This is a genomic window from Candidatus Nitrospira nitrosa (assembly GCF_001458735.1).
Taxonomy (GTDB): Bacteria; Nitrospirota; Nitrospiria; order Nitrospirales; family Nitrospiraceae; genus Nitrospira_D; species Nitrospira_D nitrosa.
Window position 1 is genome coordinate 494,391 of the sequence record NZ_CZQA01000009.1, and the last position, 24,667, is coordinate 519,057.

The 24,667-nt window shown below is 55.7% G+C and carries 20 protein-coding genes; 8 read left to right on the forward strand and 12 right to left on the reverse strand.

The features are described 5' to 3' along the window. A complete protein-coding gene (locus COMA1_RS22230; RefSeq protein WP_090749668.1) occupies positions 1-255 on the reverse strand; it encodes an FmdB family zinc ribbon protein in 255 nt (84 codons plus the stop codon). Positions 256-295: 40 nt separating this feature from the next. Between COMA1_RS22230 and COMA1_RS14320 the strand changes: the two genes are divergently transcribed. The 4 genes from COMA1_RS14320 (at position 296) to COMA1_RS14335 (ending at position 2,405) form a co-directional block, all read left to right on the forward strand. Beyond that, positions 296-568 carry a hypothetical protein gene (locus COMA1_RS14320; protein WP_090749670.1) on the forward strand — a complete coding sequence of 91 codons (273 nt, stop codon included), beginning with the start codon at positions 296-298 and terminating at the stop codon, positions 566-568. Next, positions 565-1,692 carry a radical SAM family heme chaperone HemW gene (hemW, locus tag COMA1_RS14325; protein WP_090749673.1) on the forward strand — a complete coding sequence of 376 codons (1,128 nt, stop codon included), beginning with the start codon at positions 565-567 and terminating at the stop codon, positions 1,690-1,692. Before COMA1_RS14320 ends, hemW begins: the two co-directional genes overlap by 4 nt. A 129-nt stretch (positions 1,693-1,821) precedes the next feature. Then, on the forward strand, positions 1,822-2,034 hold the full coding sequence (locus COMA1_RS14330; RefSeq protein ID WP_090749675.1) for a hypothetical protein: 213 nt from the start codon (positions 1,822-1,824) through the stop codon (positions 2,032-2,034). Between the two features lie 74 nt (positions 2,035-2,108). Beyond that, on the forward strand, positions 2,109-2,405 hold the full coding sequence (locus tag COMA1_RS14335) for an ATP-dependent Clp protease adaptor ClpS (protein ID WP_090749677.1): 297 nt from the start codon (positions 2,109-2,111) through the stop codon (positions 2,403-2,405). 13 nt (positions 2,406-2,418) lie between these two features. Here the strand turns inward: COMA1_RS14335 and COMA1_RS14340 are convergent, their stop codons facing one another. Further along, positions 2,419-2,766 carry a hypothetical protein gene (locus tag COMA1_RS14340; RefSeq protein ID WP_090749679.1) on the reverse strand — a complete coding sequence of 116 codons (348 nt, stop codon included), beginning with the start codon at positions 2,764-2,766 and terminating at the stop codon, positions 2,419-2,421. A gap of 218 nt (positions 2,767-2,984) precedes the next feature. Between COMA1_RS14340 and COMA1_RS14345 the strand changes: the two genes are divergently transcribed. After that, positions 2,985-3,656, forward strand: coding sequence for a DUF3386 family protein (locus COMA1_RS14345; RefSeq protein ID WP_090749681.1), 672 nt, complete (start codon positions 2,985-2,987; stop codon positions 3,654-3,656). Positions 3,657-3,688: 32 nt separating this feature from the next. Then, positions 3,689-4,108 (forward strand): DUF5069 domain-containing protein, encoded by a 420-nt coding sequence (locus tag COMA1_RS14350; protein ID WP_218055395.1) that lies wholly within the window; start codon positions 3,689-3,691, stop codon positions 4,106-4,108. Positions 4,109-4,182: 74 nt separating this feature from the next. Here COMA1_RS14350 and COMA1_RS14355 read toward each other — a convergent pair whose 3' ends face one another. From COMA1_RS14355 to COMA1_RS14365, 3 genes are all read right to left on the reverse strand, one after another. Beyond that, positions 4,183-4,809 carry an NAD(P)-dependent oxidoreductase gene (locus COMA1_RS14355; RefSeq protein WP_176698077.1) on the reverse strand — a complete coding sequence of 209 codons (627 nt, stop codon included), beginning with the start codon at positions 4,807-4,809 and terminating at the stop codon, positions 4,183-4,185. A gap of 309 nt (positions 4,810-5,118) precedes the next feature. Continuing rightward, on the reverse strand, positions 5,119-5,634 hold the full coding sequence (locus tag COMA1_RS14360) for a hypothetical protein (RefSeq protein ID WP_090749687.1): 516 nt from the start codon (positions 5,632-5,634) through the stop codon (positions 5,119-5,121). A 164-nt stretch (positions 5,635-5,798) separates the two neighbouring features. Continuing rightward, positions 5,799-10,538: a multicopper oxidase domain-containing protein gene (locus COMA1_RS14365; protein WP_090749689.1), complete on the reverse strand. Its 4,740-nt coding sequence runs from the start codon at positions 10,536-10,538 to the stop codon at positions 5,799-5,801. A gap of 423 nt (positions 10,539-10,961) precedes the next feature. Here COMA1_RS14365 and COMA1_RS14370 point away from each other — a divergent pair, with 423 nt between their 5' ends. Together COMA1_RS14370 and COMA1_RS14375 are read left to right on the forward strand one after the other, a co-directional pair. Then, the gene (locus tag COMA1_RS14370) at positions 10,962-11,840 is read left to right on the forward strand and encodes a formylglycine-generating enzyme family protein (protein WP_090749691.1); all 879 of its coding nucleotides are present in this window, start codon (positions 10,962-10,964) and stop codon (positions 11,838-11,840) included. Between the two features lie 31 nt (positions 11,841-11,871). After that, positions 11,872-12,489, forward strand: a complete 618-nt coding sequence (locus COMA1_RS14375) for a hypothetical protein (RefSeq protein ID WP_090749693.1) — start codon at positions 11,872-11,874, stop codon at positions 12,487-12,489. 211 nt (positions 12,490-12,700) lie between these two features. On the opposite strand, the gene COMA1_RS14380 is transcribed toward COMA1_RS14375, so the two are convergent. The 7 genes from COMA1_RS14380 to COMA1_RS14410 all read right to left on the reverse strand — a co-directional run bounded on the left by COMA1_RS14380 (position 12,701) and on the right by COMA1_RS14410 (position 24,429). Further along, positions 12,701-13,126 (reverse strand): hypothetical protein, encoded by a 426-nt coding sequence (locus tag COMA1_RS14380; RefSeq protein WP_090749695.1) that lies wholly within the window; start codon positions 13,124-13,126, stop codon positions 12,701-12,703. Between the two features lies 1 nt (position 13,127). Further along, positions 13,128-13,913 (reverse strand): carboxypeptidase regulatory-like domain-containing protein, encoded by a 786-nt coding sequence (locus COMA1_RS14385; RefSeq protein ID WP_090749697.1) that lies wholly within the window; start codon positions 13,911-13,913, stop codon positions 13,128-13,130. A 20-nt stretch (positions 13,914-13,933) separates the two neighbouring features. Continuing rightward, a complete protein-coding gene (locus COMA1_RS14390) occupies positions 13,934-14,542 on the reverse strand; it encodes a hypothetical protein (RefSeq protein ID WP_141654354.1) in 609 nt (202 codons plus the stop codon). Positions 14,543-14,663: 121 nt separating this feature from the next. Further along, on the reverse strand, positions 14,664-19,403 hold the full coding sequence (locus COMA1_RS14395) for a multicopper oxidase domain-containing protein (RefSeq protein ID WP_176698078.1): 4,740 nt from the start codon (positions 19,401-19,403) through the stop codon (positions 14,664-14,666). A gap of 435 nt (positions 19,404-19,838) precedes the next feature. Next, a complete protein-coding gene (locus COMA1_RS14400) occupies positions 19,839-21,248 on the reverse strand; it encodes a sigma-54-dependent transcriptional regulator (protein WP_090749703.1) in 1,410 nt (469 codons plus the stop codon). Then, on the reverse strand, positions 21,236-23,257 hold the full coding sequence (locus tag COMA1_RS14405; protein WP_090749705.1) for a sensor histidine kinase: 2,022 nt from the start codon (positions 23,255-23,257) through the stop codon (positions 21,236-21,238). Before COMA1_RS14405 ends, COMA1_RS14400 begins: the two co-directional genes overlap by 13 nt. A 146-nt stretch (positions 23,258-23,403) precedes the next feature. Beyond that, positions 23,404-24,429 carry a S1C family serine protease gene (locus tag COMA1_RS14410; protein ID WP_176698079.1) on the reverse strand — a complete coding sequence of 342 codons (1,026 nt, stop codon included), beginning with the start codon at positions 24,427-24,429 and terminating at the stop codon, positions 23,404-23,406. Between the last annotated feature and the right edge of the window lie 238 nt (positions 24,430-24,667).

Here is a 24,667-nt window from a genome sequence, read left to right on the forward strand (position 1 = left end):
TTAGTTCATCGAACAGGCCCCGGGCCCACGCGGATCGCCGCAGCTGCCGCAAGCGCCTGGAGTTCCGGAAGAAGCCCAACTAGCCGTAGCGCCGACGCCAAAAGCCGAGAACTGTTTCTCAAGCTTCGTCGCCTTACATTGGGGACACACTGCTTCTGCTGACCCTTGGATCAACAACTCAAAACGGTGATTGCATTCACGACAGACATATTCGAAGATAGGCATAGTCAACAACTCCTTGGTTGTATAACGCATTATAAGATCACCTCCAGAGAATCGCAACGAGAGGGTCAGGATGTATCAGGAAGAAAAGACTTTTCGCCTTCGTGTGACGCTCGAAGCGTCATTCCCGGATGACTATGATGGGGAAGAAGACGAATCCAATTGGATCCGGGAGTGGGAGGCACGGATGAAACCTCAGCTGATCAAGTCGGTGTTCGACTCCCTCCGGCAACAGAGAGGCTGGTCGTCGCATATTCGTAACCGAGGGGTCTCGCCAGCCGATGAGATCGAGATTGTCGTGAGCAAGGATTTCTCAAAACCCGTTCCTCTTGTCTTTGAACGATGACGCCTACCGGAGATATTGGCCTCTATGTGCATATCCCCTTCTGTCAGCATCGCTGTCATTTCTGTGCCTTCTACCTTGAAATTGCCCATGTCGATCGCATAGCGAGGTTTTATTCCGCCCTCACGCATGAAATTCGATTGCAAGGCCATCACAATCCTCTCCATGGCCGTTGGCTCCAGAGCATTTATTTTGGTGGCGGGACTCCGACCGCCCTTCCAGCAGATCAACTGGTTGCTCTGCTGAAGCTGATCCGCACAACCTGGCCGACCAGCCCAACGGTCGAGGTCACGGTGGAAGCCCATCCCTCTTCAGTCACCCGTGAAGGTCTGACAATCTTGGCAGAGGCCGGCTTCACGAGAATCAGCTTCGGGGCCGAGTCGATGCGGGAGCAGGATTTTGTCCCCATCGGTCGGCATGGACAGGTACGAGACACGGCGACCGCCGTTCAGGCAGCCCGTGAGGCCGGGTTTGTCAACGTCAACCTGGATCTCATATACGGACTTCCCGGCCAATCGCTCCAGGATTGGCAACGTACCCTGGAGTTGATCCTCTCTCTCGACCCATCGCATATCTCCTGTTACGCCTTGACCATTGAGGAAGGCACCAAGCTCGCTCAGGACATTGCTCGACAACGAGTTCCACCGATCGACGAGCAACTGCAATTGGATATGGAGGCTTCAACAGAGCAGGTACTTGCACAGGCGGGGTTTGTCCGATACGAGATCTCAAACTACGCGAAACCGGCAAGGCGCTGCCGTCACAACTTACTCTATTGGACCGGCGGCGAGTACCTCGGCCTTGGTCCCAGCGCCCAATCGTATCTGGACGAGGCCAGGTTCGGCAATGTGGCGGATCTCGACCGGTATCTGACTTCCCTGAGTGAACACCGTCTGCCCCTGACGGATTACACCAAACTTTCACGCAGTGAGCGGGAACGGGACGCCCTCGTGTTCGGCCTACGCCTTCTGCGTGGGGTACCTCTGCAGGCAGTTACGGAGGCCGACCGGGATTCTGAGATCGAGCACCTGATCACAGGCGGGTTCTTAAGTACCGACCAAGAACATCTCTGGCTCACTCCACTGGGGCGACGGTATGCAGATTCAGTAGCCGAACGCCTGTTCTGAACTGGAAGAGCCAGGGTACATTCAACGCCTCACAGCCTGGGATCGAGCGTCTCGTCAGCTGGAGTCCCGTACCGATTGACAAGTTACTCATGTTTGGAGAAGACTACAGAAACATTGTAAGGAGTCTCCGTGCCGGTCAATATGGATCCAGCGAAAAAGCGTCGGCGTTCCCACATACCGAGCGTCCCGGCATCCGACTCCACGAGCGGAGGCACTGCTTCGGCTCAGCCTATTCAGCCCTTTGGCAGTGAGACCGAAGCGGATCGTGAAAAAGAGCTGGCTGATGCCGAGTCAAGAAACCTGTGGGAAGCGACGGAAGTAATCGATATGGACAAGGTGTGAAAATCGAGAAAGGGATCTGGTCACCCGACTGAGAAAGAGACGGGCTTCCTCATACGTGCGACAATCTCTGCTGCATGCCAACACCAGCCACACCAGAAACTATTCCTGACATTGGGGAAGAGATTCACACCGGCACCGGAAGCGGATTAGAATCCCGTGTCGTCGTGTACAATTGCGACTGTCATACCTATAAACAGGTCATCGATTTATTTTGCCGTTTCATTCCCGGCATGACCTCGGCAAAGGCATTTGAACTCGCCTATCGTATCGACCACGAAGGACAAGCCATCGTCTTTACCGGATCAACTGAACGCGCGGACGATATCGCGGCGAAGCTCGCAGGGGGTGGGCTTAAAGTAGTGGTTCAGTAGTGCGCTCAACAACCTACTTATGCTTCGCCTTAGGCTTAGCAACCGTTTTTGTCGCACCGGACGACTTCCCGGGCGAACCCTTCGGCACCGGCTTGGGCGATTTCTTTTCTCCTTTGACCTGATCCGTTTTGCCGTTCTTCCCAGCCCCCTTGGACTTGCTCCCCGACGAAGATTTCACCGGTGCCATATATACGGAGGTGCGATTAACCTTCGCCAACTGGTCTCCATTGAGCACACGCACTTGGTACAGCTCAAACAGTTTACTGATGGCTTTCGTATCGCCTCGTCTCGCCGCACTGAGCAGCTTTCGGCGTTGGTTCATCTCTTCTTCTTCGGTATGCGAAGCAGCTCGTCGTTCCATGCCCATCCTCTCTAGTCAACACCCGATGGTCGGTTAGGTTTCCGAGTCTTGAACACCCAAGCCTAAGCAAATTAATGGATTATATCAGAATTGATGGTGTATTGTGAACCTCAAACAACGTCTCCCCTGACACAAACAAGGCCCTTGAGGAAGACCGACACCACCCGGTATAACAGGCCTACACAATTTTAAAAGCTATGTCTGAGAGGAGCTTGAATATGGAACATCGGTCTGACCCATCCACCGTCGCGGATGACCCACGGGCTCGGGACCTTCTTCGTCGCGCCTTTGAGGCAACTGCGCGCTGGCCCAAGGACTTCCAAGGCTTTACCGCCGACCTCACCGTGAACGTGAACGGCAAAGAAACCAACGGGTCGGTCATCGTGAAAAGTCCTCGTGAAGTGTCCGTCCAGCTCACCGATGGCGATATTCAAAAGTGGGCACAGGAACAGCTGGGCATGATCGCCGTCCATCGTGGTCCGCGGAGCTTCGACGAATCAGACGGCAAATATACCCTGACCATGGAAGAGGATGGTCATCCCTTGGGAGTCAAACTCACGATTCATGGGTCCAATTCCTACTATCGGCTCAAGGACAACCGCATTACCCAAATTAACCGTAAGATGGCCCACCCGGGCATGAATCCGTTCGCCTTTACCATCAACGTGGAAGAAAGTGCCGTCACAAAAGACCAGAAAAACCTCACGAGCAAGTACACCGTCTATTACTACTCCCCGACGGACGGCACGTTGACCAATGTGGAGAGTTTCACCGACACCCACGTCCGTGTCGGGGCCTGCGACCTGCCGGCCACCAGACGGATCATCACCTATGAAGGCAAGCAGGTTGTCGTGAAACACCTGAACTTCACGAATCACAGCGTCCTCTAACGATGGACTTGCGGAAAGAGTTCCCCCGCAGCATGAAGTTCAAGCTGGGGGGATATGCTCATCTTGCGCGTATGATCGACAAGTGCCGAGCCGTCCTGGCCGGGACGGAAGGTGAGTATATCTATCCCTGCCCGATGGACGAACGGTTGCTGGAATTTGTCAGGCTCACCAGTGACCAGTTTACGGTCGCCGTGAAGGCTAATACGACCGATGAGGGTGTCCTGGCGTGGTTTCAGCAGCATGCGCAACCACACCAGCCGGCAGAAGTAGAAGACTGGAATCATCGGCTGCTGGTACGGGGGCCGAGTTCTCCGGAAAGTGCGGCGAAGTTCAGGAAATACCGTGATGCCATCGATCCATCCCGCACCGACCTGACGGCCTGGTCCGACCTGCAGGATCTCGAAGAAGGACGACTCGTTCCAAGACGAGACCCCGCGAGCCCATCCACCTAAATCCGGTTACGGCTTCTCTTCACCCTCTCCCTAACGAGGCGAGAACCAAGCTGGAAGTCTTTTCCAACGTCCTGTCAGTACGTCAGTGCCGGATGCTTGCCAAGATAAGTCGGTTGCTCAGCCTGAGTCACCAGAAACTGGGCGACATCGGCACGAGCAATAGCCCCTACCTTCATCTCGTCCACGAGGGTATCGAGGACGCGATAGCGCCCGGTCATGCTGCCGTTGGTGAGCCGCCCTGGCCGTACGATCTCCCACCGGGGGTACCCGGCGGCAATCAGCTCTTCCTGTCGCTCCTTATCCAGATAGACCTGCTTCAGCGCCAGCGTAAAGAGAATCTTCATCGGAAATGAATTATAGTTCCAGCTGTTGCCTGTTCCAAAACCAGTCAGAACGATGAGGGTTGGTGAGGAGCCGATCTCCTTCAAAACTTGCAGCAAGATCCGAGCAGAGTCTGAGAATATCGTGGTCGGCAATGGACTTTTTGTGCCGATCGTGACCAGAACGGCCTCGACTCCCTCCACGGCTCGTCGCACAGCCTCGGCGTCCGTCGCACTACCCAGTACCCGTGTCAGCTTGACATGATCTGGAATGGGTACAACCCGACGCGAGAGCGTCACAACCTCATGTCCCTTCTGCAGAGCGAGCCGCACACACTGCAGCCCTATCCCAGCGGACGCGCCAAGAACAGCAATTTTCATCGTCGCTCCTCTCTCCAGGCCGCAACCAGCGTTGAGGCACCAGACCATACCCGCATAATTATTGACGACTCCAGTCCACTCTATTCGATGACGTAAACGAAAGATCAATCTGTAGGTCCCGCTTCAAGAGCAGAGTGACGTGGACTTGAATGGGATCGCACCGATGGATGGTCCGAGTAAGTGCGACAGGCCGACCATCTTGGATCATCGGCGCACTCGCGTGAGGCAATGCCCCCTCACGACATGACAGCGGCGAAGTCATCTCACTCGTCAGGACGCCTGCACGGGAATAGGAAGTACATTCACCATTTAGTATCGTACTTTGGGAGCTTTCGGATCGATAACAGCGGACGTGACGTCCTTGTAGAGTCGGTGAAACGCCTCCGTACTCAACGTCGGATCTTGGAGTTTTGATAGTGTGTCCTGCGTAATGTGATATTCAACGGTGTCATCATAGTTAGACGACGCAATCGTGATGAACCGAGGAGGAAACAATCGTTCAGGGAGTAAAATACCGACACCCAGATTGTATTTCATGGCCAGACGAATCGCCTCCCTGGCCTTATCGGCCGGCACGTCTCGGCCCATCCCGATGTTTTGTGGCGGCTGACCCATCCTGGCATACTGGACGTGTACATTTGTCAGACCGGCTTGGACAAAATCTTTTTTTATTTCTGTCTCTCGAGTCCGATACTGATAGGCAAGCACGACTTCAATCCGGCTCACGGGTGCAGCCACGACAGCATCAGTCGAGGCATTCGTGACTGTCGATTCCCCGACCGCCAAGATGAGCATGAAGATGATGAAAACAGGTAACAAGGCCATGGGCTATTCCTCAGCAAAAAATGAGACAAGCGTGAGATAGGTCATTGTAACTGAAAGTGTTTGAGGAATGCTTGAGGAGAACACAGTTTCTTCAGAACAATATGGAAAACTGTGCGGTAGGAATGGCGTACCCGCTTGAGTGCGGGTACGCCACCAGACTTACCTTACTTGACGTTCAGCGAAGCGGGAGAGGCTTTGGCCTTCCCATTTTGCTTGGCCGTCTTGGTCGGAGGCACCTGAGGCGTCAACGGCTTAATCCGTTGGTCATCCGTCGGGAGCACCCGGAAAAGACCCCACTGCCCAGCGTTGGCATAGGCCGGACGCTGATTCTTCCAGATGTAGTCACCAGCGATCCGGTTAGGACCGCCTGCGCCACCAGTCAAGTGGGCATTGATGATTTCTGAGCCACCAAACTCCATGGTGCTGACCTGATCAGCCCCCTGCATGTATGGTTCGTGCGGCCACTCATGGCCGTCGATCGTGAACAGCTGCACCTGTTCGCTGAAGGCACCCAGGACATGAACCGCCACTGGATCGCCGACATGAGCCTGGAGCAACGGAGTCGACGGCGTCTCCCCGGCCTTTACACAGGCAAAGACCTCAGGGATGTCACAACCCTTTTCCATCCGCCATGCAGTCGGTTCCGAGCGGTAGTTCACCGCCGTGATCCCTGCCACTTGTTGGATGTAGGGCATGAAGCTGACCCCGACGATGTTATCCTCGTCCTGGAACATCAAGGAAAAGTCTCGGTAGTTCTTCCGATTCTCGTTCCCTGAAAGGGTCCGGTCAACGAGCACATCGGCCCGCCAGCTGCTCTTCATCGTCACATCTTCGCCGGTCACCGGATCACGATACCGTGAACCCTTCGGACCAACGATGATGGACCCGAATAACCCGTTCCGCGGGTTTTCTACCACATTACCCCAATCTTGAATGAGTGCGGCCAACTCACCGTACTCCGGATGGGCATAATAGGTGTAGATCTTGCTCTGGCCAGGCGCAACCGTCTGGTCGCCAGGATTGTTACCAACGTTGGCACCGAACGAGTCCTTCGGGTCAAACGCCATCATGTCGACGTGGAACCCAGCCCGATCCTTGGCCATTTCGTTTTTCAGGTTGACCTTCACACAATCACCGACGTTGACGTGCAGAGTCAGTGGGCTCGGCTTCAACTCACCGGCCTTGACCCGACCACGATCCCCATCGAGGACGTACATTTTGCCCTGCTCGTTGCCGAAGACCATCTTCCGCTCGAGGTCGACTTCCATGACACCCGGTGCTCCATCATGGTACCGGATCTGTTGATCAACCGCCGACACGTTGAACGTCTTCACTGGCGCTTCAGCCGGGCACACGGACGCTGCAGACTTCTGGATCTGCTCACGCCCAGGCAATGGCTTCAAATCGCCCTGTAATTCATCAAATACTCTGAAGATACCCCAGCTCCCTTCCGCAAAGTGCGAGGCGCGGCCACTGTAGTAGAGGTAATCGCCCGCTTGCTTCTGCGGTCCACCGGCCGCTGGAATGGCCGGATCGTACCGTTCACCGATCACCAGATGCACAGTACTACGGGGCATGGCATCCTTGGCATAGCGTTCCATCGGGAACCAGTGCCCAGTCACATGCCAGGTATGGACTTCATTCGCGGAGCCAACCAGCGCCCGAACCAAAATGGGATCGCCGAGATAGGCCCGCAGTAATGGAGTACCGGGATCACCATGGATTCCGGAGACGAACAGCTTCGACGGATCCGGATTGTTGGCAAGGCGCACGCTCAACGGCTCAACACGCATGCCGTAGCCGCTGCCGGTCGTGGCTTCTCCACCGTTCAAGAACCACATCGGAGACTTGTTGATCTTCTCCGGGAATTGGTGCGACGGCGGCCCATCCACCGTGACCGCTCCAACCTTCGCCTGAGGATTATCGGTCGTAATCAGCTCCGCCGTTCTGGCATTGCTGTCCATAATATGCATCATGACTTCGCGGAAGCTTCCACGAATATGGGCCGAAACCGGCTCCAACGTATGGATGTCCGCGACAGGACCACTCCGGATCTCTTTGCCGCTGACCGGGTCATGATAGGTCGACCGTGGAGGCTCCGTGATGAAGGCTGAGAAGAGCCCATGACCCCACGTATCCGTACCAAACACGTGATCATGCCAGTAGACCGTTCCGAGATCCACATCCACATACCAGCGCTCACGGATGAACTCCACGCTGGCGATATCGTTCTTCTTATGTGCGTGCTTCAATGGCGCATCAAACGTGATGGTTTTCCCATTGATGGCCTTGATCCTGGCCACTTCAAAGTACTTCGGATCATCCATACCAACGCCCAGTTCCGTATTGACATGGAACTTCGAGGTGTCGGCAACGGCAATACTCCGTGAACCGGCCTTTGTATCTGCCGCCAAGACAGTGTTCCCTGGCAACGGCATACCCTTGTCCGGTTGCGGGTCCTTCAACATGGTAAAGGCCCGGAGCGACATGTCATACGAGAAGCCGATGGTCGGACCATCGGATGCGCTCGTATCAAACTGGAAGAAGTGCGGATGGAGGTTGATCTTGTTCGACCAGCCCGTCCGCGCATCGTCCGGAATTTCATTCTTAAAGATGACGTCCACACAATCGTAGACGTTGCCGCGTATGACCAACGGTACTTGCTTCTTGGGGTTGTTCCGAACCTCCGCTTCCTCCTCGTGCAACACATAGAGCATGGCGATCGGATCGACGAGCGCTGCCGTCTTCGCCGTCGCCGGCTTCAGTGTCACCGGCAAGGTGATCGAATGGATCGTAAAGAACTTCCGTGGAGCATTTTCCGGGCACAAGCTCCAGGGACCTTGTGCACCAGGCTTCGGTGGTTCAGTGTCCCTTGTCCCATCCTCACGAACACGGAACGGCTCCAGCCAGGGAGCTCCACCATGGTTCGGGGCAAAGGGCGGACGCTTTCCGAGGTGCGGACGCAACCACGGGAACGCCAGCTTGCCGGTCTGCGGATCAAACGTGATCGCAGGACGCTTTAACGGCGTGGGTGACACATAGTCGGCCCACTTGTGAGGAGTTTCCGGCTCGTTGAGAGCCAAGGCACCCTCCCACTTCCAATTCACCACCGTCGGATCGTTTGCTTGAGCTTGCTTCACCTGATCTTCCGTCTTCCCAGGCAACCCCTGAGGCGGAAGCATGTACTCAACCCAATCCTTGATGGACACCTTAACAGGATTGGCCTTCCAATCCGTCTTGTCCTTCGTGATCTCCCACTTCTTCCCGCCGTACCAATCAACCGTGGTGCCAACCAACTTATCGGAGCTGACCGCCTGCTTGATCTTGCCCTTTCGATCAGGCAGTTCTGCCAACGGCTTCATGACGTCGGTCTGGAACCCGGGAGCCTGCAGCGTGTTATACACACGCCAGAACCCCCACATACCCGTCACGTAGTGCTGCGGGATATGACAATGGAACACAAATTCTCCGGCCAACGCTTGCAACCCACCGGATCCACCTTCGATTACTTCATCATAGATCTCGGACGGTCCGATTGACTGCACGTCCAAGCGATCCGATGTATCGTTGATCAACGGAAACTTGACTGGACCATTCTTCGACAGCGTCGGATCCAGCTTACTGGTTCCTGGCTGTCTGGCCCAACGAATCGATCCACCATGCAAGTGGTGCGAATGGACGATTTCTGACCCACCGATCATACGGAAGGTCGCAGGATCGCCCAAGTACGAACGCGGAATCGTGGTCGCTGGATCACCGAACGTATAGGACCCATAGCCCTGCGACTCATCGGCAAAACCCACGAGATGCTCTTGCATCTCCAAGCGCGTCCCATGCGGCTCACTGCGATAGTTGAGCAATCGAGCTGCCGGCCGATAGGTATCGGTATGGGCGTCGCGCTGCGGGAGCATGTCGCCTTTGCGATTCAAGAGTCGGAATGTCTCGTCGCCGGCTTCATGATAGAAAATCACGAATTCGCGGAAATCCGATCCCTTGTCCTTATCGATGATGGCTTCCCAACCGCTCTTCATCTCTTCGCCGGTGAAGGGGCTCAAAAAACGAGATCCCCGTGGCTCCACCACGAGCGAACCAAGCAACCCTAAGGAATACTGGTCTCTCGAGGCATGGCTGTGGAAAGCATGGCCGCCTTCTTGTGTGTCGGGCTGGATGTACCACTCAAACTCACCGGCTTTCCCTGAAGCCACCAACGCCTCTGGGTTGTTGGCCGTGGCCGGCTTGCCGGTGCTGGTCACCAACATTTGAGACCCATTGATGATGATGTTCGTGGGCTCACCTTCGATTTGATTGCGGAGGGTAATCCGCAAGCAGTCACCCTGGTTAGCCCGGATAACCAACGGCTGAATCAAATCGCCCTGCAAGCCGTTCGAGACCGCCCCACCAGCAAAGCTGGGATCTTCACTCTCGCGCGCCGCCTTGTTCTTCGTCTCTTCGTCACGCACGCCCGCCACATTCTCAGTGAGGACATACATGAAGCCCGGATAGAAATCGCCGAAACGGTTGACCGTGATCTCGACGTTCATCGCGGTCACGTCATAGGCCCGAACCGGCGCATGGGCTGGGCATCGTCCACCCTGTGTCACCTTCACCTTATCCATGTCATCTGCAACAAGGAGTACACCCTGCTGCATCGCATGAGCACTGGCTCCCTGGAACGGTCCCTTGCTGTGAACCTGCCGCTCAACCTGTTCGACGGCTTTTGACATCTTGTCCATCAACACTGGACCAGCTTGCGCATGGACCGGCTTTGCCAGATCCTGCTTCGAATCCTGAGCAATATGGGCATCGTGCGACATGATCGCACCAGCCGGCAACGCCCCAGCCAAAATCAGGCTGGCAGCGAATCCCCAGATTCCCGGCCTCGTCCATTTCTTTGAATCACTCATACATCGACCCTCCCATGCATCAGTGTGTCAGACACGAATCAACCTCTATACCGCACTCCACAACACAGTTTGTAATCGCACAACGAGACACCCATCCCAGGATGGGTTAATTCAGAAATAGCATTAAAAACTGGTGCCCGGCCTTAGAATGGGCAAGTTATTTTGCTTGAAACCCTTTCATATATATCGATTCGTTGAATGGATTGCAAGACGGATTTTGACTCAATTTGTCATTGCGTCACTCTGTACTCGCTTCATTTTCGTACTATCCGACACTGGACTTATAGACGTACGAGTTCGAGCGGGTTTATCTCATTTTCCGATCAGACGCCGTGAACGGAGATTCGAAACCTTCCGTGCAAATAGGGCAAACGACTTCTCCAAACCATTGACTCCTACCGACTATTCTCGGTACAGGAAACCATGAGACACATACACAGCCCGTCCCATTTCCTTACGATTTCAATACTTCTCATTCTGATGTTGCCCGACAGCGTCGGAATGACCGAAGAGCGCTCGCCTTATGAATATATCGCATCGCTTGCCCTGGCCTCCCCGATGATGACCATCCCTGAAGGTCGGTTCTTCATGGGGACAGCCAAAGCCGGCCAAGACTTGTTCAGCTTGGATCTCCCGTACGATGACACCGAACAGCCACAGCGCCAGGTCTGGCTTGACCGGTTTGCGATCGACCGCGATGAAGTCACCCTTGGTGAGTTTCTACGATGGCTTCACCAACAGCACCGTCCCGTCTCTGGTGAGTTACGCAAATTGATCGATCACATGATCACGGTCCACGCGGTCGAACCCGACAGACTCACTCGATGGCCAGCCCTCTATGTCACCTGGGCTGAAGCCTCTACGTTTTGCCGTACGTATGGCAAGCGCCTTCCAAGCGAGGCCGAATGGGAAAAGGCTGCCCGTGGAGACACAGGCAATCTCTTTCCTTGGGGACAGAAGCCTCCCACCTCGGGCTTGGCCATGTTTGGACAGTACCATGTCCATGAGATTCCCATCGTGACCTCGGTTGAGAACGGCAAAGAGGGACAAAGTCCTTATGGTCTGTATCACATGGCAGGCAATGCCGCCGAGTGGGTCGACGATTGGTTTGGGATCGACTACTATGCAACCATGCCTGATCGTAACCCACATGGGGTGAAACAGGGCCGCTACAAAGTCGTCCGGGGAGGGTCCTGGAAGAGCGCTCCGACGTTGCTACGAACCGCAACCAGAAGTGGCGCGTCACCTGAACAGCGTGCAGCGACCATCGGATTTCGTTGTGCTAAATCGCTCCGGGAGTGAAAAGGAAAAGGGCCGCCTCATGAGGACATGCATGATTCGACGCGCTGTTGTGTTATCAGTGCTTGTGCTGTGCCTTGTTCCAAACATTTCGCCAACGTATGCCGGTACGACAGAGAGTACCAATGAAGCAGGATGGAAACTCTACACCAACGCTCGATTCGGGTTCTCGATTCGCTATCCCGATGAGTGGCGCCTCGGCAATCCCATGCCGGACGGAGTCGGCGTGATGCTCCACCCTCCGATTGAACAGAGCCTTGTGGCAGTTTCCGGCCATATGAATGTGGTCAGCGGGAACAGTCCGGAGGGCAGACAGACGCTCGACGAGTTCGCCTCAGCCCACCATCGCATTATCACAGATCTCTATAGCAAGAAACGGGTCACGCTCCGATGGCAACCGGATCAGGAGAGATCGCTCGCAGGATTTCCGGGGAAGGAACTCATCTTCACCTATAAGGACGATACACAGGGCGAGATCATCGAACACCACATCTTCTCGCTGGGCCGAAACGAAGGACGCGGAATACGAGTCAAAGTTCCTCGTTCAGCTGAAGGGCAAATCATGCCGACAATTAGGAAAATGCTGGAGACGTACCAACCCGGACGAGAACAAAATGCAGTGAGTCCCCTGGTGCCCAAAGAAAAAGGTTAAGGTTCAAGATTCGATCAAGCAGAGGTCATTCAACTTTGCTCAACCTTAGCCTTGGCCTGATGTATCACACCAAGGATTAACCTAAAACAGGCGTTCAAAAACATCGCCAGCAAGGCCGCAGCCGATGAAAGCGTCGGAGGCGTAGCTTCAGGGCTACGGTGAGGATACTTTCGAGGCGAGAACGCAGCTTGCGGCGCTTTTTCAACGGCTGCTACGCGCCACCGTCCTTCATCGCCATAAGATGTTTCATCGCTTCTTTGGCTGCAGCCCTCGCCTTCACAGCCGGATTCAGGCTGGCGCCTGGATCAACCTTATCTCCCATCTCAGCCACTCGTGCGCAATGCTTAATCGCATCCTGCAAGTGCGGAACAGCTTCTTTGCCCTGTTCATCCGTAGCCGGTAAGGCCTTGAGAATAGCCTGAGCTTGTTTCGCTACTTCGGCGCAATGATGGAGGATTGCATGCCCGTCGCCCATGCCGCCGTGCATCACCATCTCTTCTGCATCCCGGACCATGGCCCTGCCCTGCTCCTGAATCGCCGGGATCGCGCCAGCCCCCGCCGGCTCACTCCCCATCACAAGGGCCAGCGCGAGAATGCCAACCCCAAGGCCTGTGACTCTGATCGGTTGCGCTCCCATATTATTTCGCCGCCTGAGTGGTGTCGAACGCCAGGTCTAGCATGACGGTCTCATTGGGCTTCACGGTGATCTCCCGCTCGTGCGTCCCCAAGGTCGGATGCCATACTTTGAGGCGGTACGTCCCGGACGGAAGATCCCCGATGGTGAATGCTCCAGTGGGTCCCGTCACGGCGTAATAGGGATTGTCAATGGCATAGCCCCAGTTCTGCATATAGGGGTGCATGCCGCACTGCATGGTAAAGACTTTCCGCCCTTTGACGAGCTGCACGACATCGGTGGTCCCGCTCACATGCAACGCCGGTCGATGAAGGACAATGTCGACGCCAGCCTGGTCGTAGGCATAACCCTGAATATCGTGTGACACCGGATCTCGATTAAAGACCGTAACTCGGCGCTTGTCGCTGACAACGGTGACAAACGGCAGAAACTGACAGAGACTGGCCTCCACGTCCGCATCGGTGGCGGTAAATGCCTTGCCTTTCTCAACACCCTCGATGACCACCACGACATCCTTCAGACCGCCATCCTGGCCGACATTGACTTCCTTCAGAAGCCGATGCCCCTTTCCATCTGAAAGAGTCGCGCAATACTCGCGGTCGTAATAGCGCCGCAGTTCAAAGGTTTTTGGCTCAGGTACGGCTCCCGTGAACGTGATCTTGCCTTGCACGGTCGCCCCATTTATTACGGTGCCAGATTCATATGCCCAGGCATCCCGTTGGAGAGCGCTTGACATGATCAGGCACCCACAAATTGCGAGGTAGAGTCCGGCCAAGATGATTCGTTTCATCACACTCCCTCCTAACTTCACTAATTATTCGATGTTGGTTGCATATTTGCGGGTGGATTGGCTGGATCCAATCTCTGCGGCAGCTCGAACAGAAATCGGGACTGCTCGGTAAAGACCAACCGGCGATACTCTTCCGACCATTCCCCCTGCTTGCTCACGGTCTTCATAGGAAACCGCTGAACCTTGGTCACCCACCGATAGTATTGCCGAGTTTCCCCTTCGTCTGCAACTGTGACATCAAACAGCTCCGTCGGATATCCATTGAGCATTTCGTCTCCGACCAGCTCGCGCGAGATTTCACCGGGCATGTTCTCGCTCACTTCTAACCGATACTCATTCGTGATCGGCTCTTCCAGATACAGCCGCTGCTTGGACAAGATCAGCCAGGCCATGCCGCGATCCACTCGAACGATGACCACGCTGGCCCCTCGTTGAGGGATGAGAAACTCAAATCGCCAGCGATCGTCCTTGGCGTTGACATGCGCTGTCACCACGGACTTCCCTCGCTTGACGATTCGATCACCGGAAAAGTCGAGCGCTGTGGCCGCCTCCGGAAGACTACCGACCGCCATCGACAGCAGCCAAACCAAGAATGCGCCGATCAATCTAGATACTACTTGCAGGCCCATCAGCCCTTTTACCGTATGGCTGAGCCGGGTTCAAGACATCGTTTGCCGACGACAAACGAACGGGGGAACCAAGCTCTCGCGAGCCGGATTCCCCCGCGTATTACGTCTCCACGTCGGTCTTCTACTTGGCCTTCGCCTTCATAGACACCGGGAGAGATTTTGCTGAGGACTTACCCTCGGCATGTTGTGTAGCCGGGGCTTTCCCACTCAGCGGAAGGATCGCACGGCTGTCTCGGTCCAATACTTTTAACATGCCCCAATGTCCGGCATCGAGATAGCCCGGACGCTGGTTCAGCCAGAGATAGTCACCGGGAATCCCGTTCGGTCCGCCCGCTCCGCCGTTCAACCAGGCATTAATGACTTCGGATCCACCGAATTCCATGGTGCTCACGAGGTCTGCGCCTTTGATGTACGGCTCGTGTTTCCACTCATGGCCGGAAACGCTGAACAGCTGTACCTGTTCACTGAAGGCGCCCAGCACATGAATGACAACCTGATCTCCGACATGCGCGGCGATCGTCGGCGTCACCGGCTGATCGCCCGTCTTCACGCAGGATAACACTTCACTGTAGGCACAGCCCTTCTCGGTGCGGTAATCGGTCGGCTCCGACCGATAGTTCACCGCCGTCACGCCGGCCACCTTTTGGATGTAGGGCATGAAGCTCGTGCCGGTGATATTGTCCTCGTCCTGGAACAGGAGCGCAAACGAGCGGTAGTTCTGCCGATTTTCGTTTCCTGATACAGTCCGATCGACCATCACATCCGCCCTCCACGAGCTCTTCTGGGCCAAATCCTCGCCGGTCGCCGGATCGCGATACTGAGATCCCTTCGGACCGATGATGACGGCACCAAAGAGTCCGTTCCGCGGATTCTCGATCACGTTCCCCCAGTCTTGAATCAGAGCCGAGTTCTCCCCGAACTCCGGATGGGCGTAGAACGTATAGGTCTTACTCTGGCCCGGCGCGACTGTCTGATCGCCAGGATTGTTACCCGCATTGATGCCCATGGACTCCTTCGGGTCAAACGCGAGGTTATCCACGTGGAACCCGGCTCGCTCCTTGGCCATCTCGTTCTTCAGATTGACCTTGATGCAGTCACCGACATTGACGTGCAGTGTCAACGGGCTCGGCTCAAGGTTGCCCGACGCGACTTTCGTCTTCTCGCCTTCGAGCACGTACATCTTACCCGACTCATTGCCGAGCACCATTTTACGCTCCAGGTCGACTTCCATCGTCCCTGGCGTCCCCTTGTTGTAGCGGATCGCCTTGTCGATGGCCGAGACGTTGAAGCTCTTCACCGGTGCATCATCCGGACAGACCGACTTGGCCGACTGCGGAATCTCGCTGCGCCCTGGAAGCGGTTTGAGTGTCGCATCCGCCTTGTCCAGGACCCGGACGATTCCCCAGCTACCTTCGACGAAGTGCGACGCCCGACCACTATAGTACAGGTAATCGCCCGCCATCTGTTGCGGTCCGCCGGCGGCCGGAATGGCCGCATCGTACCGTTCCCCGATCACCACGTGCAGCGAGCTACGCGGGATGGAGTTCTTGCTATACCGCTCCATCGGGAACCAGTGCCCGCTGATGTGCCAGGAATGCACTTCGTTGGCCGATGTTTCCAGCAGTCTGACCACCACCGGATCGCCCAGATAGGCCCTCAACATCAGCGTATCCGGATCTCCATGGATCACACTACTGAACAACTTCGAAGGATCCGGGTTGTTGGCCAAGCGGACAGACAAGGGCTCTACCCGCATGTTGTACCCGCCACCGGTCGTCGCTTCGCCGCCGTTCAAGAACTTCATCGGCGACAGATTGAGTTTGGCTGGATAGACCGCTGACGGCGTCCCATCCACGGAGATTGCACCGACCCTCGCCTGTGGATTGTCGGCCGTAATCAATTCCGCCGCCCGAGGGTTGGAGTCCATGACATGGGTCACGATCTCACGGAATGACCCTCTGATATGTGCGGACACCGGTTCGGTCGTGTGAATGTCCGCGACCGGGCCGCTCCTGATTTCCTTACCCGTGACCGGATCATGATAGGTCGATCGCGGCGGCTCCGCGATGAATGAGGCATACTGCCCATGCCCCCACGAATCGAGACCATACACATGGTCATGCCAGAACGTGGTGCCGAAGTCGGCGTCCACATACCAGCGTTCGCGGATCCACTCGACCGAGGCAATCTCACCCTTCTTATGAACATGCAGCAACGGCCGCTCGAAAGTGATCGTATTGCCGTCGATCTTGCTGATACGGGCCGACTCGAATCCATTCACCTCATCCATCCCCACGCCTAGTTCCGTCTTAACGTGGAACTTTGATGCATCCTTGACCTTGATGCTGGTCGCCCCCTTGGCGGCATCGGCCTCGATCGTGGTATTCATCGGGACCGGCATGCCCTTCCCCGGGTGCTCATCCTTCAAGATCGTGAACGGACGGAGCGACATCTCATAGGAGAAGCCGATGATGGGTCCATCAGAAGCTTGAGTGTCGAACTGGAACATGTGCGGATGCAGGTTCGTCTTGCTGGAGAACCCTTGCCGCGTATCATCTTTCAGCTCGCTTTTATAGACGACGTCAATACAGTCCTGCACGTTTCCACGAATAACCAGCGGAAACTGCTTCGCTCGATTCTTTCGGACCTCAGCTTCCTCTTCATGCAACACATACAGCAAGCCGCCTGGATCGACGATCGCCGGCGTCTTGGGCGTCGCCCCTTTCAAGGTAATCGGCAAGGTGATCGCATGGATGTTGAATTTCTTGACCGGCGCTCCTTCTGGACAGAGACTCCATGGCCCCTGTTCTCCCGGCCTCGGCGGCTCGGTCGAGTTGCTGCCGTCATCACGCCGGTGGATCGGTTCCAACCAGGGCGCGCCGCTGTGGCTCGGCGAGAATGGCACCCGTCTGCCGAGATGCGGCCGCAGCCATGGCCACGAGAGTTTTCCACTCCGCGGATCGAAGAGAATCTCCTGCCGCTTGCCCGGCGTCGCCGACTTGTAGTTCACCCATTCGTACGTCGTTTCAGGCTCGGAGAGAGCCTTGGATCCGTCCCAAGCCCATTCGTTGACGGTCGAGTCATAGGCCAGGGTCTGTTCCTTTTCCGTGTTCTTATGTCCTGGCTTACCCTGCGGCGGCACCTGCATCTCAACCCAATCCTTGATGGAAACCTTGACCGGATTGGCTTTCCAATCAGACTTATCCTTGGTGATCTCGAATTTCTTGCCGCCGTACCAATCGACCATCGTCCCCACGAGCTTATCGCTCGATACGCCGCTCTTCATACGACCGACACGGTCCGGCAATTCGACCAACGGTTTCATCACATCTGTCTGAAGCCCAGGCGCTTGCAGCGTGTTGTACACTCGCCAGAATCCCCACATCCCCGTGACATAGTGCTGCGGGATGTGGCAGTGGAACACGAACTCTCCGGCTAATGCTTGCAACCCTCCGGAACCGCCCTCGATCACCTGATCGTAGATCTCCGTCGGCCCAATGGACTGCACGTCGAGACGATCAGATGTGTCGCTGATGAGCGGAAATTTCACCGGACCATTACTGGAAGCTGCAAAGTCCAGATTGCTGTTCCCAGGCTGGCGTGCCCAGCGAATGGACCCACCATGGAGGTGATGCGAATGCACGATCTCCGAACCACCCGCCATCCGGAACTTGGCCGGATCGCCGAGATACGAGCGCGGAATGGTGGTAGCCGGGTCGCCGAACGTGTAGGACCCGTAGGCCATGGACTCATCGCCATAGAACCCCATATGTGCTTGGAGTTCGATACGGGTGCCGTGTGGCTCGCTGCGATAGTTCAATAGACGTGCTCCCGGCCGATACGAGTCGGTGTGAGGATCGCGCTGCGGCAACATCTCACCCTTCTTGTTCAAAATCCGGAAGGCCTCATCTCCCGCTTCATGATAGAAGATCGCGAATTCACGGAAGTCCGCCCCGTTCGGATCTTCGATCATCGCTTCCCAGCCGCTGGCCATCGGCTTTCCATCGAACGGACTCAGATAGCGTGAGCCGCGTGGCTCGACGACCAACATACCGATCAAGCCAAGATTGAACTGTTCGCGTGAGGCATGTGACCGGAGAAACCGTGCGCCCTCTTGCGTGTCCGGCTTGATATACCATTCAAAACTCTGCTCTTTCCCTGCCGCCACGGTGGTATCCGGGTTCGACGGGGTTGCAGGCTTGCCGGTGGAAGAAACCACCATCGACGAACCGTTGATGACGAGATTCGTCGGCTCATCGGTGATCCGGTTGTGGAGCGTCATCTTGAGGCAATCACCCTGATTGGCCCGGATGACGAGCGGTTGGATCATATCGCCCTGCAATCCGTTCGACACGGCGCCAGGATCGTTCTCCTTCTCCCTCGCCTCCTTGTTCGCCGTCTCCTCGGATCGCGCCTTATCCAGATTTTCGTTCAGGACATACATGTACCCAGGAAAGAAGTCGAGAAACCGGCTCAGCGTGATTTCCATGTTGATCGCCGAGACGTGATATTCCTTGATGGGCGCTGTCGCCGGGCACCGCTGCCCGTTCGTGACCGCGACTTTGTCCGGGTCATCCGCCACCAGCAACACGCCCTGTTGCATCATGTGACTGCTGGAACCCGCGCTGTACCCTCCCTTCTTTCCGATAAATTCCTGCTGCCGCTTGATCTCGTCCATCATGCGGTCGTGAAGAACTGACCCGCCTTCACGATAGATCACTTTTTTTGCAGGCACCAGCTCCGCGCTGCCCTGGTGACCATGCGGCTCAGCAGCCCACGCGATCGATACGACTAAGGGCACTATCAGGGCGGCTGCAACCCCCAATATCTCCCTCCATACATCTCTCATTGAACTACCCATACACTTAGCCTCCTCCCTCAGGTCGGTGAAACGCCCATATTGCATACAAGAAATCCCAGCCTTGTCGTCATAACTCTTCGGTTGAGTCTGATGGGGGGCCGCTCACCACGGAGGAAGCGAGAAGAGGCCAATCCTGCCGTTCCCATCCCCCCATCAGACAAATCAACATGCTGGGAAACACCGGCCTGTTTCCCTTCTTCCAGCAACAGCAAGTCTCGTTCCTGTCTTCCTAAACACTCATGACTTAGTTAAATCAAGCAAGATTCCGCTCTGAGTATTCCACCGGTCACCGATGGAATGGGACATGGACGCCCCATAAAAACACCGGAGGTTCAGAAACACTCTATTCAGAAGGAGAGAGTGAGGGTACTTGAAGAAGAGTCGAATGGGGCATGATCGCCCCATTCGACTGGGAGCAGGCCTATCAGGATTCGTTCAGAAAGATCCGCGCAGGCCGTGTTTCTTCACCATGCGCTCGATTGTCTTTCGATCCACACCGGCTTCTCGCGCCGCTCGTCCCATATGCCCGTCATGGCGTTTGAGAAGATCGACCAAGAAGTTTCGCTCAAAAGATTCTACCGCCTGCTGTTTCGCCTGCTTGTAAGAACTTGATTCGGATGGTGAGACGTCTCTCTCGGTCAACGCAAAGAACCGCTCCGGCAAGTGTGCACTTGTCACAGTCGGCCCGTCGACCAGCACAGCAGCTCGTTCCATGACATTTTGCAGCTCACGCACATTGCCTGGCCAGGTATACCGCATCAAGAGATCTGCCGCCGACGGATCAATTGTTGGAACCGTGCTGACCTCAGCTCGAACACGCTGTGCAAACCGAGTCAGAAACTCGTTGGCCAGAAGGAGAATATCCTCCCCACGGGCTCTCAGAGGGGGGAGGCTCAAGGGAATCACATTCAGTCGATAGTACAAATCCTCACGGAACGTCCCTCGCTTACACTCCGCTTCAAGATCTTGATTGCAGGCGGCAATAATACGAACATTCAACGAGGTAAACTGCGTCCCTCCCACCCGGCGTACGTGCCGCTCTTGCAGGACACGAAGCAGTCGAGCTTGGAGATTTGCCGTCATTCCGCTCACTTCATCGAGAAAAATCGTTCCACCGTCCGCTGCTTCAAAAAGTCCGGCCTTTGCGGCATGCGCTCCGGTAAACGCACCTTTTTCATGGCCGAATAACTCAGTTTCCAACAGTGAATCCTGGAGGGACACACAATCCACGGGGATAAACGGGTGATCCGATCGACAACTCGATTCATGAATCAACCGCGCGATCATTTCCTTTCCCGTTCCACTTTCCCCGTACACCAGAACATTGGAATCGGTCGGCGCCACCTTATTGACTAACGCCAACACCTGACTCATCGCGATACTATTCCCGACAAGCTGAGTCTTCTCACCCGGCGAACGCGTGGACGGTCGCTCCAGCGGCTGACCAGCGCGCGAACCGGCACCGCCATTAGTTGGCAACGATTGAAATGCTCGCCGAGCCACTTGCACAAGCTCATCACTCGTAAACGGCTTCGCGATATAATCAAAAGCACCATGCCGCATAGCCGTAACCGCCGTTCCTACTGTGGCATGGGCGGTCATCAGTACGACGCGGACCGTCGGATCTTTTCGTTTAGCAGCCGCCAATACCTCGATTCCGTCCAACCTCGGCATCCGCAGATCGGTCAATACCAGCCCGGGCCGTTCGCGCTCAATTATGCCCAGTGCTTCATCGGGATTGGAGGTCACCACGCAGTCATAGGGCACACGGCTCAGGATCCTTCGACAGTTTTCGAGGGCCTCTTGCTCATCATCGATTATGAGAACTTTGCCTATGATACCCATACCGCCTCTTTGTCGTCTTGTGCTCCATAACTCAGAGCCGGTAACGCCACCACGAATAGCGCCCCCGTCTCTCCATGTTTTGCCTCAATCCGCCCACGGTGATCCGCGACAATTCCATAGGCGAGAAACAATCCCAACCCGGTTCCCTGTCCGGCCGGTTTCGTGCTGAAAAACGGATCAAACACCCTGCCGATGATGTCGTCTGAAATACCAGGGCCGTTATCGGCTACCAACACTTCGATACCCGGCTTGCCATCCATCTGTGCCGTCCTCGTCTGAACGGTCACGACACCATTGAGACCTTCTTGACTCACCGCATCAATTCCATTGTTGATCAAATTAAGCACGACGGTTTCGAGCCGATCACGATCACCCATCGCGGGAGGAAGCGACGGGTCGAGGATACATTCAAGTCTCACGGAAAGAGCTGAAATCCTTTCGCCAGCCATATCGGCGCATGAACGCACGATACAATTGACATCAACGGGCTTCAAGGTCGAAACCGACCCACGGGAGAATGTGAGAATACTTTTTGTCACTCTGGAGATACGCCCGGCCTGGGCCTTGACCGCAAGCAGATCACTCCGCACTTCTTCCGAGATTGCAGACCGCACGGCATCCGCTTCCATACATTCAATCCGATTGAGAATGATCCCCAGAGGGTTGTTGATCTCGTGGGCAATTCCACTTGCAACCTTGCCAAGAGTCGCGAGACGCTCGGCTAACTCGAGGTTGCGCATGTGTTTGGTGATTTCCTGAGTCTTTTCCTCCACCCGGCGAGTCAGGTCTTTGTTGAGTCCCTCGAGTTCAGACCGAGAAGCCTTGAGCCGATCGGCCATTCGATGCACGGCAACCGCTAACTCCTCGAACTCATCGCCCGTGTGGATGTTCAGTGGTTGCTCATACGTGCCTTGGCTGATCGCCTCGACACCACTGTGCAGAATGTGAATCGGACGAGCGATGCGCGCCGCCGCAAACTGTCCGATCGCCCAGAGAAGTCCCACCATGATCATGCCGATCAGCGCAAGATTCCGTAATTGATCCCGAATCGGCGCATAACTCTCCACCGGTTGCTGACGGACAAAAACGTGCCACGGATTATCCGGGATCATGAGCTGGGTGATGGGCGCATATCCGACAACGGTATCCGTTCCACCATGTCCATCATCCTCAGCAATCCCCCACCCGGGTTCGGATGACACGATCATCGCCATTAACTGACCGGGAATCCGATGCGCTTGCCTGGGAAGAATCGGGCAGACGAGAGGATTTCCTGCATCATCGAACAGCATCGCGTGGCCGGTTTGCCCAATGTGGATCTGTTTAACCATGGCGAAGAGTGTATCGAAGCGGTAGGAAGCCTTGACGGCCCCAATGACAATACGCTGTCGGTCATCAAGGATGGGCACTGCGATATCGATCGTCTCTTCCGGGGTTCGAAACGACCCCTCTTGGGCTTGAATCATTCCGCTGATATACACCTGGTCTCCAGTACCCGTTTGGACGGCGTTCCACCACGATTCATCCCCGAAAAAAAAGTGGTCCGGATCGGAGCTGGCGGCAACCAATGCCCCATATTGATCCACGATGAGCAGGCCCACAACCTTATCCCCATCACGAACCTTTGTTTCCCGAAGAAAACGGGAGAGATCGGTGTCTATGAGTCGTCCGGCACTCTCCGCCCCCTTGGCCCACAGCTTCGTGCGGTCTGAGATGAGGTGTTGTGCGCTCTTGGGATCCTTGGGATAGGCTCGATTGACCGTCTCAACCGGCTGGCGCACGCGCAATGGCGTGTTTCCTAACAACCGAACACCTTGCACCTCAGCCTGAACCATCATGGTCACTCGATCGGCCGCTTGAACTGCCACCGCTTGAAGATTTCCACCGATCACATCTCGAAGGGACTGCATACCAGACACATAGGCGAGCACAAGCCCAATCAACAACGGAATACACCCCACCAGCACGATCGCCAGCATGATTCGAGCCCGAATCGTTCCAATTTTCATTGGGTCTGTCGCCTCTTTACGACGATATTGTAGGCAGCAGGACTTGGAAAACTCCAGGCCCACATCACACCGACTAGCTCTCCCTGTCTCCCTTACGAGATGGGATCGCAAGGACGTTCATATGAATACACATCGCAGGACTCGGTTCAGCCCCCACCTAAGACCACATGAAACGTGAGGTCGGCATCGACTCTACGCACTTTGATCGACACCTCTTGCCCCGGAGTCGTTCGCTCGATCAAAAAATTCTTCAGCTGGGCGGCATCGATAATTTCCGTATCCTGAACGGCCAGCAAGATGTCATGTTTCTGCAGACCTGCCGCTTTCGCCGGCTCAGCAACATCCTTCACGGCCACACGCAGTCTCGTACCATCTTTGACCGAGGTCAGATGGAGCCCCAACTTGGAAAAGGTGAGTGGTTTTCCCGAGAGCGCCGCGTTGACGATACGCTCGGCGAGCCTTCCGGGAATTGCGAAGGCCATGCGGCTGCAATAGGTCTGGGTCTCCTCCTTGTCGGTGTGAATCACCGCGTGGAGAATTCCCACGATTTCCCCTTGTCCGTTGAAGAGTCCCCCCCCTGAATTGCCGCTACAAGCCGAGAGGTCCGCTTGAATCAAGCGAGTATCGACGGTCTGTAGGAAGGTATTGGTATTCCCTAGCCTGCCAAAAGCCATCGTCGGTCCCCAGCCAAGCGGATAGCCGACCGTGAAGACCTCCGTACCAGGTATGACGTCTCCGGTGGCAAATGCGGTTCCTGTCTGCAGTTTGGAGCGATGCGGCTCCGCCACCCGATAGACCACGACATCCATAAATGCACTGTCGCCGACAAGATCAGCCGGCAGCTCGTGAAGGTCGCTCGTCAGGATGCGGATTCGTTTCTGAATGATGGTGCCGGTCGTCGGATCATGCTTTTCCGCTGCGTGCCTGGCGGTGACCACGTAGCCGTCTCGCAGGTGAACTCCCGTGCCTCGAACGGAAATCTTTTCTGGTTTCTCCGGCATCCGTTGATCCTGCGTATCGGCCAGGATGCCCACCGTCACTAGTTTCGCCCGTTGAAATGCCTCCTGGCTGAGTGAAGTTGTTTCAGCTCCGGCAGAAGCGGCGACGAGCGTGGCGAGAGCCCAGACACATAAGAGAGAGAAGCACGTCTTCAGTGACCGATAGCGGATCATGTGAGACTCCTTTCTTGAACTATCAACGCTTTGCGTGAACATATCCGTTGGCTCAGCAGCGCTCCACCGCACGCGCTTATCCTACCCAAGCATTTCGTGGTATCTCAATACACCGATGGATTCGGCAGATCGCCCAGGCACGCCTGGTCTTTACAATCAGCTCATATCTCGTCAGGGGCACCCGGATGCAGCCTTGTCGACCTCTATGGTAATCTGGCAGTCATTGAACAAGGCTGAG

What these genes read in the sequence shown, in the direction of transcription:
- COMA1_RS14380 (WP_090749695.1), bottom strand. Translation starts at nt 13,126, where the DNA reads ATGGGAGCGCAACCGATCAGAGTCACAGGCCTTGGGGTTGGCATTCTC.
- COMA1_RS14385 (WP_090749697.1), bottom strand. Translation starts at nt 13,913, where the DNA reads ATGAAACGAATCATCTTGGCCGGACTCTACCTCGCAATTTGTGGGTGC.
- COMA1_RS14400 (WP_090749703.1), bottom strand. Translation starts at nt 21,248, where the DNA reads ATGGGTATCATAGGCAAAGTTCTCATAATCGATGATGAGCAAGAGGCC.
- COMA1_RS14355 (WP_176698077.1), bottom strand. Translation starts at nt 4,809, where the DNA reads ATGAAAATTGCTGTTCTTGGCGCGTCCGCTGGGATAGGGCTGCAGTGT.
- COMA1_RS14365 (WP_090749689.1), bottom strand. Translation starts at nt 10,538, where the DNA reads ATGAGTGATTCAAAGAAATGGACGAGGCCGGGAATCTGGGGATTCGCT.
- COMA1_RS14335 (WP_090749677.1), top strand. Translation starts at nt 2,109, where the DNA reads ATGCCAACACCAGCCACACCAGAAACTATTCCTGACATTGGGGAAGAG.
- COMA1_RS14320 (WP_090749670.1), top strand. Translation starts at nt 296, where the DNA reads ATGTATCAGGAAGAAAAGACTTTTCGCCTTCGTGTGACGCTCGAAGCG.
- COMA1_RS14375 (WP_090749693.1), top strand. Translation starts at nt 11,872, where the DNA reads ATGATTCGACGCGCTGTTGTGTTATCAGTGCTTGTGCTGTGCCTTGTT.
- COMA1_RS14345 (WP_090749681.1), top strand. Translation starts at nt 2,985, where the DNA reads ATGGAACATCGGTCTGACCCATCCACCGTCGCGGATGACCCACGGGCT.
- COMA1_RS14405 (WP_090749705.1), bottom strand. Translation starts at nt 23,257, where the DNA reads ATGAAAATTGGAACGATTCGGGCTCGAATCATGCTGGCGATCGTGCTG.
- hemW (WP_090749673.1), top strand. Translation starts at nt 565, where the DNA reads ATGACGCCTACCGGAGATATTGGCCTCTATGTGCATATCCCCTTCTGT.
- COMA1_RS14360 (WP_090749687.1), bottom strand. Translation starts at nt 5,634, where the DNA reads ATGGCCTTGTTACCTGTTTTCATCATCTTCATGCTCATCTTGGCGGTC.
- COMA1_RS14370 (WP_090749691.1), top strand. Translation starts at nt 10,962, where the DNA reads ATGAGACACATACACAGCCCGTCCCATTTCCTTACGATTTCAATACTT.
- COMA1_RS22230 (WP_090749668.1), bottom strand. Translation starts at nt 255, where the DNA reads ATGCGTTATACAACCAAGGAGTTGTTGACTATGCCTATCTTCGAATAT.
- COMA1_RS14340 (WP_090749679.1), bottom strand. Translation starts at nt 2,766, where the DNA reads ATGGAACGACGAGCTGCTTCGCATACCGAAGAAGAAGAGATGAACCAA.
- COMA1_RS14390 (WP_141654354.1), bottom strand. Translation starts at nt 14,542, where the DNA reads ATGGGCCTGCAAGTAGTATCTAGATTGATCGGCGCATTCTTGGTTTGG.
- COMA1_RS14410 (WP_176698079.1), bottom strand. Translation starts at nt 24,429, where the DNA reads ATGATCCGCTATCGGTCACTGAAGACGTGCTTCTCTCTCTTATGTGTC.
- COMA1_RS14395 (WP_176698078.1), bottom strand. Translation starts at nt 19,403, where the DNA reads ATGGGTAGTTCAATGAGAGATGTATGGAGGGAGATATTGGGGGTTGCA.
- COMA1_RS14350 (WP_218055395.1), top strand. Translation starts at nt 3,689, where the DNA reads ATGAAGTTCAAGCTGGGGGGATATGCTCATCTTGCGCGTATGATCGAC.